Source organism: Vibrio hepatarius (genome assembly GCF_043642085.1).
GTDB lineage: Bacteria > Pseudomonadota > Gammaproteobacteria > Enterobacterales > Vibrionaceae > Vibrio > Vibrio hepatarius_C.
In genome coordinates this window covers 26,821-38,611 of sequence record NZ_JBHZSA010000015.1, presented here as the reverse complement: position 1 = coordinate 38,611, position 11,791 = coordinate 26,821, and the positions used below count along the sequence as shown (strand labels likewise).

15 protein-coding genes are annotated in these 11,791 nt (G+C 43.9%); 3 read left to right on the top strand and 12 right to left on the bottom strand.

Features of this window, described 5'->3' with window-relative positions; all coding sequences use genetic code 11:
* Positions 1–52 precede the first annotated feature (52 nt).
* The gene (gene ubiA, locus ACHUFZ_RS19225; protein WP_394128401.1) at positions 53–907 is read right to left on the bottom strand and encodes a 4-hydroxybenzoate octaprenyltransferase; all 855 of its coding nucleotides are present in this window, start codon (positions 905–907) and stop codon (positions 53–55) included.
* Positions 908–1,447, bottom strand: coding sequence for a chorismate lyase (locus ACHUFZ_RS19220; protein WP_394128400.1), 540 nt, complete (start codon positions 1,445–1,447; stop codon positions 908–910). It abuts the gene before it with no gap.
* Positions 1,448–1,612: 165 nt separating this feature from the next.
* On the opposite strand from ACHUFZ_RS19220, the gene ACHUFZ_RS19215 reads away from it, so the two are divergent.
* Entirely contained in the window at positions 1,613–2,020 is a 408-nt protein-coding gene (locus ACHUFZ_RS19215; protein ID WP_394128399.1) for a flagellar basal body-associated protein FliL, read from the top strand.
* A gap of 54 nt (positions 2,021–2,074) precedes the next feature.
* On the opposite strand, the gene glpG is transcribed toward ACHUFZ_RS19215, so the two are convergent.
* From glpG to ftsY, 6 genes are all read right to left on the bottom strand, one after another.
* The gene (gene glpG, locus ACHUFZ_RS19210) at positions 2,075–2,911 is read right to left on the bottom strand and encodes a rhomboid family intramembrane serine protease GlpG (RefSeq protein ID WP_394128398.1); all 837 of its coding nucleotides are present in this window, start codon (positions 2,909–2,911) and stop codon (positions 2,075–2,077) included.
* 4 nt (positions 2,912–2,915) lie between these two features.
* Positions 2,916–3,242, bottom strand: a complete 327-nt coding sequence (gene glpE, locus ACHUFZ_RS19205) for a thiosulfate sulfurtransferase GlpE (protein ID WP_053441693.1) — start codon at positions 3,240–3,242, stop codon at positions 2,916–2,918.
* A 410-nt stretch (positions 3,243–3,652) separates the two neighbouring features.
* A complete protein-coding gene (gene rpoH / locus ACHUFZ_RS19200) occupies positions 3,653–4,510 on the bottom strand; it encodes an RNA polymerase sigma factor RpoH (RefSeq protein ID WP_134837026.1) in 858 nt (285 codons plus the stop codon).
* Between the two features lie 182 nt (positions 4,511–4,692).
* Positions 4,693–5,661 carry a permease-like cell division protein FtsX gene (ftsX, locus tag ACHUFZ_RS19195; RefSeq protein ID WP_394128397.1) on the bottom strand — a complete coding sequence of 323 codons (969 nt, stop codon included), beginning with the start codon at positions 5,659–5,661 and terminating at the stop codon, positions 4,693–4,695.
* Entirely contained in the window at positions 5,651–6,325 is a 675-nt protein-coding gene (ftsE, locus tag ACHUFZ_RS19190; RefSeq protein WP_394128396.1) for a cell division ATP-binding protein FtsE, read from the bottom strand. The genes ftsX and ftsE overlap by 11 nt, the downstream gene beginning before the upstream one ends.
* 55 nt (positions 6,326–6,380) lie before the next feature.
* A complete protein-coding gene (gene ftsY, locus ACHUFZ_RS19185) occupies positions 6,381–7,598 on the bottom strand; it encodes a signal recognition particle-docking protein FtsY (protein ID WP_394128395.1) in 1,218 nt (405 codons plus the stop codon).
* A gap of 210 nt (positions 7,599–7,808) precedes the next feature.
* Between ftsY and rsmD the strand changes: the two genes are divergently transcribed.
* Both rsmD and ACHUFZ_RS19175 read left to right on the top strand, forming a co-directional pair.
* Entirely contained in the window at positions 7,809–8,408 is a 600-nt protein-coding gene (gene rsmD / locus ACHUFZ_RS19180) for a 16S rRNA (guanine(966)-N(2))-methyltransferase RsmD (RefSeq protein ID WP_394128431.1), read from the top strand.
* Between the two features lie 13 nt (positions 8,409–8,421).
* On the top strand, positions 8,422–8,688 hold the full coding sequence (locus ACHUFZ_RS19175) for a DUF1145 domain-containing protein (RefSeq protein WP_053441659.1): 267 nt from the start codon (positions 8,422–8,424) through the stop codon (positions 8,686–8,688).
* Positions 8,689–8,722: 34 nt separating this feature from the next.
* Here the strand turns inward: ACHUFZ_RS19175 and ACHUFZ_RS19170 are convergent, their stop codons facing one another.
* The 4 genes from ACHUFZ_RS19170 to ACHUFZ_RS19155 form a co-directional block, all read right to left on the bottom strand.
* Entirely contained in the window at positions 8,723–9,307 is a 585-nt protein-coding gene (locus ACHUFZ_RS19170) for a YhgN family NAAT transporter (protein WP_394128394.1), read from the bottom strand.
* 129 nt (positions 9,308–9,436) lie between these two features.
* Positions 9,437–9,673 carry a YecH family metal-binding protein gene (locus tag ACHUFZ_RS19165; protein ID WP_134837022.1) on the bottom strand — a complete coding sequence of 79 codons (237 nt, stop codon included), beginning with the start codon at positions 9,671–9,673 and terminating at the stop codon, positions 9,437–9,439.
* A gap of 63 nt (positions 9,674–9,736) precedes the next feature.
* The gene (locus ACHUFZ_RS19160) at positions 9,737–10,360 is read right to left on the bottom strand and encodes a lysoplasmalogenase (RefSeq protein ID WP_394128392.1); all 624 of its coding nucleotides are present in this window, start codon (positions 10,358–10,360) and stop codon (positions 9,737–9,739) included.
* 915 nt (positions 10,361–11,275) lie between these two features.
* Positions 11,276–11,641: a hypothetical protein gene (locus ACHUFZ_RS19155; protein WP_053441663.1), complete on the bottom strand. Its 366-nt coding sequence runs from the start codon at positions 11,639–11,641 to the stop codon at positions 11,276–11,278.
* Positions 11,642–11,791 lie beyond the last annotated feature (150 nt).

The following is an 11,791-nucleotide window of genomic DNA, read 5'->3' as shown; positions in this document are numbered from 1 at the left end:
GATTACTCGCTTTGAAAATCAAAAAGGGCATCCAATGGATGCCCTTTTTTTATTACCAGAATGCGATAAACAGACCTATGGTGACTATCATGCCGACATAGTTGTTATTGAGGAACGCTCTAAAGCATAAGTCACGCTCGCGGTGACGAATCAAATGCTGCTGAAATACAAACAGTGCACCGACCATCAATAGGCTCCAATAGTAGCTTGCACCGAGCTGGTACCAAGTACCAACAAACATCAGCATGGCTAAAGTGATCAACTGCAAGACACCAATCACCATCTTGTCGAAGCGGCCAAACAGAATCGCAGTCGACTTAATCCCTATCTTAAGGTCGTCATCTCGATCAACCATTGCATACTGAGTATCGTAAGCAATCGTCCATAAGGCATTAATGGCAAAGATAAACCACACCATCATCGGCACTTCGCCAGATTGCGCCGCCCACGCCATTGGGATTGACCAGCTAAATGCCAGGCCTAAAAAGAGCTGTGGTAGATGAGTAAAGCGCTTCATAAATGGATAGATAAAAGCCAGCACTAGACCAACGAATGAGAGCTGAATCGTCAGCGAATTCATGCTCAAGACCAACACGAATGAGCTAATCGCGAGAACTAAAAATAGACCAATCGCTTCTTTCGAGCTAACACGTCCCGATGGCAACGGGCGCTGCTTAGTGCGTTTAACGTGTCCATCAACCTTACGATCAGCAAAGTCATTAATTACGCAGCCAGCGGCACGCATAAAAATAACCCCAAGCACAAATACCAGCAGGACTTTAAAATCAGGGATGCCCTGAGCAGAGATAATCAACGCCCATAAGGTTGGCCAAAGCAATAGCAAGGTCCCGATAGGTTTGTCCATTCGCATTAACTGCCAATACGCGACAGCCTTGTCCGAGGTCATTTAAATACTCTCCTGTGTATAGATGGGCGCGGTAGGCAAAAACAACTCAGCAACGAGCATCGGCTTATGGTTCATCCATAAACGGGAACGACGCGCGAGTAACACTTCGTGATTCACTTCGACAACGCCTACTTGAAGGGCGTCTCGTTTAACATCATTAGCACTAAAGACGGTTAGCCCTAACGGAATTTCACCTTGCTGAGCCAGATCGAATTCTTGGCCTTGCATGGAAGATTGAGGAATTAGGGTACGACCTAACACCCAAGCTTGACCGTCACCTTTAAGCACAACTTTACGCAGTAAACACGCCTCTTGTGCTAATAGGGAGATTTCTTGGTCGTTCAGCTTCTCTGCTTTGACAATTTTGTTATGGAGTAGATCTACATTCAAAGATTGGCAATAAGACTCTAATAAACGTGACAATGAGCCCTGTTCTAATAACCATTTTTTTGCACTTTGTGTAGGAAAGCTAAAATTATCAGGGTCTTGCCATTTAGTCTGGCGTAAAGCTGATAAATAAAGCGCAGTCGATTGATTCATACTAGTATTCAATAAGTAGCCTTATCATCGTACAATAAAGCTTCGATCTCTGATGTTAACCACTACTTCGAGTGCTTAACGCATTTTTATTACAAATAGATGCTCCATTGTAACAAGACTCAGGCGATTCGAATATCGTGATTGGAAGAAAGAAAAGTTATAAATATGATTAAACGTTACCTAGCCCAAATATTTTGCCTCTTGAGCCTTGTTATTAGTTTGCCGACTTTTGCAGAAGAAGAGTCTGTCCCTCAGTTAGCCTATTTTACCCTTGAGCCTGATTTAACCACCAACTTTTACACCAAAGGTAAAAAGCTCGGTTATATCCAAGTGCGCATCGATATCATGGTTGCCAGTGAAGCCGATTTAAAAATCATCGAGCTACACCAACCTTTGATTCGTGATGCGGTGATTGAGCTATTAGGCAAACAGTCCGAAGATACCATTACTTCATTAGCAGGGCGTGAAGACTTACGTAAAACCCTTGTGAGCCAACTCAATGAAACCTTACTGCCAGAAACCGGTAAAACCATCATTGCTGACTTACTGTTTACCAAGTACTTATACCAATGATTCAAGTAAACTCGTGATACAAAAAAGCGGCGCTCAACGCCGCTTTTTTATTAGCTATTGTTTGGCATTGACTCGACTTGCATCGACTAAGCCAAACACCACGCCAGATAACAAACCGACTAAATGGGCAGTATTGGCGATGGCCATAAACGGCTGCATAAAGCCAAGTATCAACCACACCAACATAAAGCCAATAATAGGTTTAGGCATACTCAGACCGACTTGCGGTGCTTTGTAGCCTAGCATCCATAAGTAGCCGACCAAGGCGTAGACCACACCGGATAAGCCACCAAAGTTGGCCCCTTCGACCCAGTATTGTCCTGCGCCCGACAAAGCCGCTGAAACCAAAAACAGTTGAATCAGCTTGGTTGAACCTAACCTTTGCTCGATATCACCCCCTAACTGCCACCACCAGAGTAAGTTAAAGGCGATGTGCATCACCGAGAAATGCAATAAAGCATGGCCGAACCAGCGCCACAGTTGCCACTCTTGACCCGCAAGAGCTGGAAAGTGTAACGCCTGAAAAATGGCATTGCCCATACCAAGCTGCTGCAAGACAAAGATCACCGTACACACCAACATCACCAATAAGGTCATCGGCCCCGCTTTGGCTTTGATCATCGCCAACATACTCGGTGAATTGTAGCTAAAGTGACTTTTACGTGACTCTGCCATATCCCAAGAGGCAGCTTGATATTTGCTGGCATTAGGGTTGGCGAGGAAGTGATCGAGCTCGGATTGAGCCTCAACCTGATGTTGGCCGTCCGTTAGCCATAATGCGAATTGCCCTTCTCCCTCAGGCATCATCTGAATATCAATCTGACGTGAGGCCATATAATCGATAAAGGCCTGCGCCATACGCGGATTATTGAGAGAGATGAGTCTATGCATAAAGTTATCCTAGATTGGATTGCGTCGGTAATTGAGCTCTTTGCCAAGCTTCAAAGCCACCATCAACACTATACACCTGCTCAAAGCCTTGGTTAACCAAATACTGAGCGGCACCTTGGCTACTAACACCGTGGTAACACATCACCAATACTGGCTGCTCAAACTCCACTTCATCCATAAAAGCAACCATAGTGTCGTTGGTAAGATGAAAGGCATCTTTGGCGTGAGCAACGGCAAAAGATTGTGGGTCACGGATGTCGACCATAGTTGCGTCACCTTGCTCCAGCAAGCGCTGCGCGCCATCGACATCAATATGTTTAAACTGGTCCATCAAACTTTCTCTTTTCTGCTTTAATTATCGACCGTCATTGTAACCTATCCAGTGATTAACAAGTACACGGAGTGAGTAAGGTTATCCACTAGCGATCATATTTCGACCATCTGTGGATAAAACTGTGGATTGCGTTGATAAAGTGTCTATTTGATCATGGATCCACAATATATAGTGATGATCCTTATTTGAATGTGTGTAATCAAGAAACTATCCCCATCAACAACTTGCCTCGAATGCCTTTATTTACCCTGCTTGCTGACAGATAGCAAAGAAATTTACCACAGAGTTACCCACAGGCAATTGCATCAAGATTAGATCCCGTTATCGCGTTCAAATTCCATTTATGATCGGCAATAAAAAAGCCGAGATCATAGGATCTCGGCTTCTTAAAAATTCAGGGGGAGAGATTAAAACTCGCCAACCGCAGCCTTAAGCTTTTTCATCGCATTCTTTTCAAGCTGACGAATACGCTCAGCAGATACGCTGTAAGTTTCAGCAAGCTCTTGCAGGGTCGATTTTTTGTCATCTAACCAACGAGAACGAACAATGTGCTGACTGCGATCATCTAGACTCTTAAGTGCTAAGCTCAAACGGTTATTAGTGTGAGCTTCCCAGTTTGATGCTTCAACATGGTCTGCAACGTCTGACGCTTTATCTTCTAGGTAGACCATAGGCGCAGTGTACGAGGTACCCGTATCATCATCGTCAGTCGGCATCTCAAACGTTGCGTCTTGCGCAGCCAGTCTAGATTCCATTTCACGCACTTCTGATGGCTCTACACCAAGCTCACGAGCAACGGTTTCTACTTCACCGTTATTGAACCAACCTAGACGTTTTTTCGACTTACGTAGGTTAAAGAACAATTTACGCTGTGCTTTGGTCGTTGCGATTTTCACAATGCGCCAGTTACGTAGCACATACTCGTGAATTTCAGCTTTAATCCAGTGCACGGCGAAAGAGACCAGACGAACACCCACTTCTGGGTTAAAGCGCTTTACCGCTTTCATCAGGCCAATGTTACCTTCTTGAACAAGGTCAGCCATTGGTAGGCCGTAACCTGAATAACCGCGAGCAACGTGCACAACAAAGCGCAGGTGCGAAAGGATCAATCCTTTTGCCGCCTCAATTTCGCCGTCGTAATGCAGTCTCTCTGCTAAATCACGCTCCTCTTCAGGAGTTAGCATTGGGTAGCTGTTTACCGAGCGAATGTAGCTATCTAAGCTATCTTGGGTTACAGCTGCCATTGGGTATGCTTGACTTGTCATTCAGTTCCTCATCAATCTCTGATCTGGAGTATTTTTAACCCATCAATCTTGAACCTAAAATGAACAGGTTTCAAGCAGGGGAAAGTTATTATGCATAAACAAACTGTCTATACAAGATAAAAGTATACGGTAGCGTGTACTTTTATCAATAGTATGACAGCGTCATAATAAACAGGTTCAATTTAAACTGGTTCTATTTCTTTTAGATGACGCTGAGCAGAAACCTTCGCTGCAAGGCAACCTAAGAAGGTACCTAACATCACTAGGAGCAAGGACTCATCCCAGCTCAAGCCGACCAGCCTGAAGCGACTATCATACAGTAGCGCCAATTGCTCAACACTGTTGTTGAGTATAATTGTGATAACCGCTGTTAAAATCCAAGCAATCGTTGCACCGAGCAATCCAAACCACATACCGGAGTATAGATACGGACGTAAGATATAGCTGTTGGTGGCGCCAATTAGCTTCATGGTTTGGATTTCGTCTTTGTTCGCCAGTACGTTAAAACGCAAAGTGTTACCGACAATCAAGAATACCGAGCCCAACATAAGCACAGATAGGGTAACGACGATACCGCCAACAAGGTTCTTAATCGCATCCAAGCGCGTCAGCCAGTCCTCATCGAGACGTACGTCAGTAATGCCTTCTTCTTTCGCCACGCGCGCGGCTAACTGCTTGATCGATTCCTTATCTTCCATACTTGGCGTAATCACTAACACACCCGGCAGAGCGTAATCATCCAGCATGGTCAACGCACGCTCAAAGCCTGAGTATTGGCTAAGGTCATCCAAGCCTTGCTGCGGAGATACGTACTCCACTTTCGCCACATCCGCCGCACTCTCGAGCTGGTCTTTCAATACCATCACACGTGCTTCAGGCGTTTGTTCTTTTATGTAAGCACTCACTTGCGAAGGGCTAGTAACATCACTAGACGCTTCAGAAATATTCTTACCGAGTAAATAAAGCGCAGAAGGCATCGCTAGCGCCATTGAGATGACGGCTAAAGTGAGAATATTACCCATCGGGCGCAGCCAAAGCTCACCTAGTGAGGCCTTAGCTTGCTTAAGATGTACGGTGAAGAAGCTGTCGCGCTTAACGCGATTTTTGGCACGGTTTGAATTACTCGTTTTTTTACGAGGATTAATGGCCATAGTCTTCGACCTCACTCAAGAAACCTTGGTTTAACTCTAGGTGACGATATTGTGGGCGAGTGTTCACTAACCCTAGATCGTGAGTAGCCAGTAGGATGGTCACTCCAGCACGGTTAAATTCTTCAAACAGCTTTAACACGCGATTTGATAAGTCTGGGTCTAGGTTACCTGTTGGCTCATCGGCCAATAATAGCGTTGGTCGATTAACAACCGCACGCGCAATGCCGACCCGCTGTTGCTCACCACCCGACAATTGGCTCGGTAAACACTTGGCTTTATCAAGTAAACCCGTCTTATCTAACGCCGCAGAGACACGACGTTTAATCTCATTTTCTGCAATTGACTCAATACGCATAGGCAAAGCGACGTTATCAAATACGCTTCTATCCATCAGTAGTCGATGATCTTGGAAAACAATCCCGATATTGCGACGTAAGAAAGGGATGTCTTTACCTGGGATCCGAGTGATGTCGTGATCATTGAAACTGATTTTTCCATCAGTTGGGCGCTCAATGGCACAGATCAACTTTAGCAGCGTACTCTTACCGGCACCCGAATGGCCACCGAGAAAGGCCATTTCACCTCGACGGAGATGGAAATCGACCTTCTGTAAAGCTTGTCGACCACCTCGATAGGCTTTACTCACTTGCTGAAATTTTATCACTCGAAATCCCTCTTAACTGAGTTTCTTCAAATTGCTTGTTAGGTTGATGATTGAATTAGTCTTCTCGACTGAATAGTGCGTCGATAAATTCTTGCGTTTCAAATGGACGTAGATCGTCAATACCTTCGCCTACACCGATATAACGAATAGGGATTTGGAATTGATCAGCTAACGCAAAGATCACACCACCTTTCGCAGTGCCATCGAGCTTAGTTAGCGTGATACCGGTTAGAGGCGCAACATCGCTAAACAGTTTTGCTTGGCTAATCGCATTCTGACCCGTACCCGCATCGAGCGTTAGCATGATTTCATGCGGAGCAGAGCCGTCGACTTTTTGCATGACGCGGACGATCTTGCGCAGCTCTTCCATTAGGTTAGCTTTGTTCTGTAGACGACCGGCGGTATCAGCAATCACCACATCAACACCTTTGGCTTTCGCTGATTCAATCGCATCGTAAATAACCGAAGCACTGTCAGCACCGGTATGTTGAGCCACAACTGGGACGTTGTTACGCTCACCCCATACTTGCAACTGCTCTACCGCTGCAGCGCGGAACGTATCACCTGCTGCCAGCATCACTGACTTGCCTTCGGCTTGGAATTGTTTCGCTAGCTTACCGATAGTGGTCGTTTTACCTACGCCATTTACACCCACCATCAAAATAACGTAAGGCGCTTTGCTGCTATCAACTTCAAGTGGCTTCTCAACGTTAGACAGAATCTCAGCCATTTCTTCTTTGAGAAGGCCGTATAACGCTTCGCCATCTTTCAGGTCCTGTCGAGACGCTTTCTCTGTCAGGTTATCAATAATTTTAAGCGTGGTATCCATACCGACATCGGCGATGAGTAGCTGCTCTTCTAGTTCTTCGAATAGCTCATCATCGATCTGTTTGCCTTTAAATAAGCCAAAGAAGCCAGCACCAATGTTAGCTTTGGTACGCGCTAGGCTGCGTTTAAGACGCGCAAAAAAGCTTTCTGTTGGTTTTTCTTGTTCTGCAACGCGAGGCTCGGCTGGCGCAGCAACTTCTTCCACAGCTTGTTCAACTTCAACAACTGCTTCTGCTTCTGCTTCTGCTTCTGCTTCTGCTTCTGCTTCTGCTTCTGCTTCTGCTTGCTGAGTTTTAGTTTGTTCTACTTGCTCGTCAACAGTTTCAAACTGCTGTTGTTCAAGTTCTTCAGCAGTTTGTTGTATTTCTTCAACGGGTTGTTTTGCTTGTTCTTCATCACCAAAACCAAGCCAAGAGAGTAAACCGCGCTTCTTTTTTTCCGTCATCTGGGGCTATCCTAGATCGTCTTAATTAAATCAGACTCTTTTCTGGCGGCTATTATCGCTACTCAGAAAAGACAAATGACAACAAAGTGAAAAGTTTTCACTGATAAAGCGATGGTATACACTTTGTTATCAACAAATTTGGGCTGTATGTTAGCGCTCAACAGCAGAGCGACTGGCTATAGTATCACTTTATTAGCGGTCAAAAAATCTATGGTAAGACGTCGCCAGCAAAACACATCACAAAAAAAGCCATCGGCGGGCTTTGTTCGTATTATTAGCGGCTTATGGAGAGGCAGAAAACTGCCTGTTCACGATGCTGAAGGTCTTAGACCAACAACCGATCGCGTAAAAGAAACGCTATTTAACTGGTTAGCGCAAGACGTGCCACGTGCTAAGTGTCTTGATCTATTTGCCGGTTCTGGTGGTTTGGGTTTTGAAGCCGCCTCTCGTCAAGCTGAGATGGTGACGCTCATTGAGTTAAACCCACAGGCCTTCAAGCAATTACAAACCAATATTGCCTCATTAAAAGGCGATAATTTGCAAGCGGTCAACAGCGATGCACTCAGTTACTTGAAGCAACCGGGAACCCCCCATCATGTGGTGTTTATCGATCCTCCTTTCCGTAAAGGATTACTCGATGAAACTGTCGCTTTGCTGGAAAGTAATGGCTGGCTAGCGGACGACGCTATGATTTATATTGAAACAGAAAAAGAGTTGGCTTTGGAAGGCATTCCGGCACACTGGCACCTCCACAGAGAGAAAACCGCAGGACAAGTCTGCTACCGACTGTTTGAACGACAACAAGACTAAATAGGACGTCGATATGAAAGCGTTATTGTTACTCGCAAAAGCCGCGATTGGCTTTGTGTGGTTTATTTTGATTTTTAATATCTTTCACCCTTTCCCAGGGAATTCTGCGATTGCGCTCTACATCATGACCGCATTCCTGTTCATCATGCATGGTCTACAGATGCTGATCTTCATCGGCGCATTTGGTGACAAGATCAGCATGAGCCGCTGGGAAAAATGGTCGATTCTAATTTTTGGTATTTTTGCTCTGCTCGATATCCGACGCAAACATATGATGTAAACAAACGCCGCTCAAATGAGCGGCGTTTTTGTTTTTAACCTAAGTACCCTTTGACCCCATCAAGGAACATCTGGGTAGAGATCATAATCAGCAATAAACCCATCAGCCTTTCAACCGCCTTTAAGCCTCTTTCACCCAAAATGCGGTGGAAGAAGTTATAGAACATCAAGATAAAGAAAGTCGCGCCCCACGCCAGCATCACCGCGCCAGATAGCTCAAGCAACTTATCTGGGTGTTGACTAGAAAGCAGCAAAATCGACGCAATCACCGAAGGACCAGCAATCATAGGAATAGCCATCGGCACAAAGAATGGTTCTTCACCCGCTGCTAAGCCAACGATACTACCACCACTTGGGAATATCATTTTAATCGCGATGATAAACAGGATGATACCGCCTGAAATACTCAAGGTCTCAGGTTGAACATGGAGGAAGTTAAGAATGCTTTTACCCGCGAAAAGGAACAACAACAAAATGCCGAGGGCAAAACAAAGTTCACGTACCAGAACGATACGACGGCGCTTAGGATCTAAGTGCTTTAATATAGAGAGGACGATAGGTAAATTGCCGAGCGGATCCATGATAAGAAAGATCATGGTCGCGGCAGAAAGAATGTCCATGAATTAAGCCTCCAAAATGTTATAAATCAAGCGCACAAAAAAGTCGGCGAAGTATAACAATCTCATGTTGTAATTTGGAGGCACAGGCGTAATTAATCTCAATCACTTAGAGATTAATGACTCTTTCAGTTAATGACTACAGACTCGCTCAGCGTTGATCTGCCAAACCCCTTCTTGAACAATCACTTTTTCGCGCTCAATAAAGAACTCTAATAGCGTATCTAGCGTGAAGCCATTGCATTTACAGGTTCTAAAACGCGCTTGCTCACCAAACGTTTCATTCACCACTGATTCCAATTCTGATTTGGACATCGGGCGTTCTCTCAATAAGTTTAGAACGTTGTGAGCATGAATTTCAGTCGACATAATGTTTCCTCAACAAGGTTTGATGTGTTGAGGATAACCAATCGGAGAGTTTTTTCTTTGATTTTAAATAACCAGAGAAGCGGTAATCAAACTGTGAGCAAGCAGATAACTGCCAGAGATCAGGTAGCGTCCTTGATGCAATGGATGTTTATAGTCATGAATGGCAAGTAACACGGCCGATAGCGTAAGGGTAACAGAGCCAATAAAGCCAACCGCACTCGCTGCCCCACCATGAATAAGCCATACCTCTCCAGTCGCCCAATTCAGTTGCAGCAACACTATCCCCATCATCACTACCGGAAATATCAACTGATCAATCTTAGGCAGCAACAAGAAAAAGCTCACCACACCAATTCCAAGCAGCAATGCAGGCAACCAAAGTACCATGTCGCCTGACAGTTTGAACCAAAAAGATACGCTATAGCAAAGTTGAGCGGCAATAAAGCCGGCAAAGCTCAACCTAAGGTGTTTCTTAACCAGATAGAGTCCGTCAGCCACCATCGATATCGCTAATCCTAGCGATACCCACCAAGCCGCGGCACTCATTGGCACACTGTGACTCCAAAGCATCACTAACAGCATAAACAGCGACATTGTTTTAAACATCACGGCTTGCTTTAAATGATTATTTTCATTGGCGGAAATACTGATATACCCAGAAAGGGCAACCGATAGCCAGCTCCACATTCGAACACCTCAATAAAAATGAGCTGCTAGTGTAGGCAGACCGACCTAGATGTCTAGCCACAGAAAGCAAAACTTGGATCTTGATATGACTTCTCTATTTCTCTTTACCGACATTAAACAGTGCAAGCCCCCATTAACAAGCTAAGGAAAAACCAATAATACTCGACAATTTTATTTAATTGTCTCGATTACAAAGATCAAACCATTAAAAATGCCATACCAATAACGAAAAAACAAAATCAATCAATAAAAATCAATTACTTAAATAAAAGTCGAGATTAAATCGCATTTGAAAAATAGCAATTTCCATTAAGTTCACCTGACAATCTGGTGACAATTGAATGCCACTGTCATAAAAACATCAGAAACAGAAAGCATTTTCAACGTAAAACAAACTGAAATATTACCTGCAAAAACCAAGCAGGCAAAAACAAAACAAAACTGTCATTAACAATATAAAAACACCAAATAAATCAAACAAAATCAACATCTTACTACATGGTGCAACTTAAAAAGATTAAGAAATGAACAAGTTATATTTTTATAATTCACAGACAACCGCAGCAATTTGACCACATTCAACTAAGAAAAGTTATACTTTTGGAGCTTAGGCAATAAAATACTTGATCAAACCACCAAAACACTGCTATTCTAAAAAACATAGAATAAAACATCACATTAAAGGAGCAGTGCTATGATTTCTTCTTCACAAAAACAAGGACTTGTAATGATCGCAGTAGTCGTAGGCCTAATGACACTGCCGATGATGTACTAAGTCAAATTTAAAAACAAAAAGGGACGCAGATGCGTCCCTTTTTGTTTTAATCAACATTTCTCATGGCATTTTTGATTTAATTATCAGCGACATGTCTAGTTTTGACACAATCACTAAAACCACCATTTTTAAGCTTTAGGCTATAAATGCTTAGATAACACGTCCCAATGCGCATAATAGAACAGTAGTGCCGCTACGGTAATCAGCGTCATTAGCGTAATTGCAGCGCGCCAGACAAAACGACTACTTCTCGGCGTGAGCTCTTTTTCACATTCATCACATGTGGTTAAGAAATCTTTGCGGCTATCAAGCTTAAAATCTTCTTCATGCACCACTTTGTTACGAATCGTCGCAATGTATCTCAGCTTACCAATCACGTCATGCGGAAGCCGTTCTTCACAGCTCGTAATGAGCTGATGCAACCCCCTGCCATCAGCATGATATTGAGTACGGAGAAGCTTCTCGATACGACGAGTGCGTGTAACCACTTTTTCGATATCAGACATAGTTTCCCTCCATTGCTACTAAGTTTAGCGGCATTTGCTCCATCTATTACCTACTCTCCCATTTTTTATCCAAGTTGCAAGAAAATTTGTGCTGTAGAATCAATACTTAAACCCTCATCCCAACTTTTTCCTGCTTGAATTGATGTGATA

What these genes read in the sequence shown, in the direction of transcription:
- rsmD (WP_394128431.1), top strand. Translation starts at nt 7,809, where the DNA reads ATGGTAAGACGTCGCCAGCAAAACACATCACAAAAAAAGCCATCGGCG.
- ACHUFZ_RS19175 (WP_053441659.1), top strand. Translation starts at nt 8,422, where the DNA reads ATGAAAGCGTTATTGTTACTCGCAAAAGCCGCGATTGGCTTTGTGTGG.
- ACHUFZ_RS19160 (WP_394128392.1), bottom strand. Translation starts at nt 10,360, where the DNA reads ATGTGGAGCTGGCTATCGGTTGCCCTTTCTGGGTATATCAGTATTTCC.
- ACHUFZ_RS19165 (WP_134837022.1), bottom strand. Translation starts at nt 9,673, where the DNA reads ATGTCGACTGAAATTCATGCTCACAACGTTCTAAACTTATTGAGAGAA.
- ACHUFZ_RS19155 (WP_053441663.1), bottom strand. Translation starts at nt 11,641, where the DNA reads ATGTCTGATATCGAAAAAGTGGTTACACGCACTCGTCGTATCGAGAAG.
- ftsY (WP_394128395.1), bottom strand. Translation starts at nt 7,598, where the DNA reads ATGACGGAAAAAAAGAAGCGCGGTTTACTCTCTTGGCTTGGTTTTGGT.
- ACHUFZ_RS19220 (WP_394128400.1), bottom strand. Translation starts at nt 1,447, where the DNA reads ATGAATCAATCGACTGCGCTTTATTTATCAGCTTTACGCCAGACTAAA.
- ACHUFZ_RS19215 (WP_394128399.1), top strand. Translation starts at nt 1,613, where the DNA reads ATGATTAAACGTTACCTAGCCCAAATATTTTGCCTCTTGAGCCTTGTT.
- ftsX (WP_394128397.1), bottom strand. Translation starts at nt 5,661, where the DNA reads ATGGCCATTAATCCTCGTAAAAAAACGAGTAATTCAAACCGTGCCAAA.
- rpoH (WP_134837026.1), bottom strand. Translation starts at nt 4,510, where the DNA reads ATGACAAGTCAAGCATACCCAATGGCAGCTGTAACCCAAGATAGCTTA.
- ACHUFZ_RS19170 (WP_394128394.1), bottom strand. Translation starts at nt 9,307, where the DNA reads ATGGACATTCTTTCTGCCGCGACCATGATCTTTCTTATCATGGATCCG.
- ubiA (WP_394128401.1), bottom strand. Translation starts at nt 907, where the DNA reads ATGACCTCGGACAAGGCTGTCGCGTATTGGCAGTTAATGCGAATGGAC.
- glpG (WP_394128398.1), bottom strand. Translation starts at nt 2,911, where the DNA reads ATGCATAGACTCATCTCTCTCAATAATCCGCGTATGGCGCAGGCCTTT.
- glpE (WP_053441693.1), bottom strand. Translation starts at nt 3,242, where the DNA reads ATGGACCAGTTTAAACATATTGATGTCGATGGCGCGCAGCGCTTGCTG.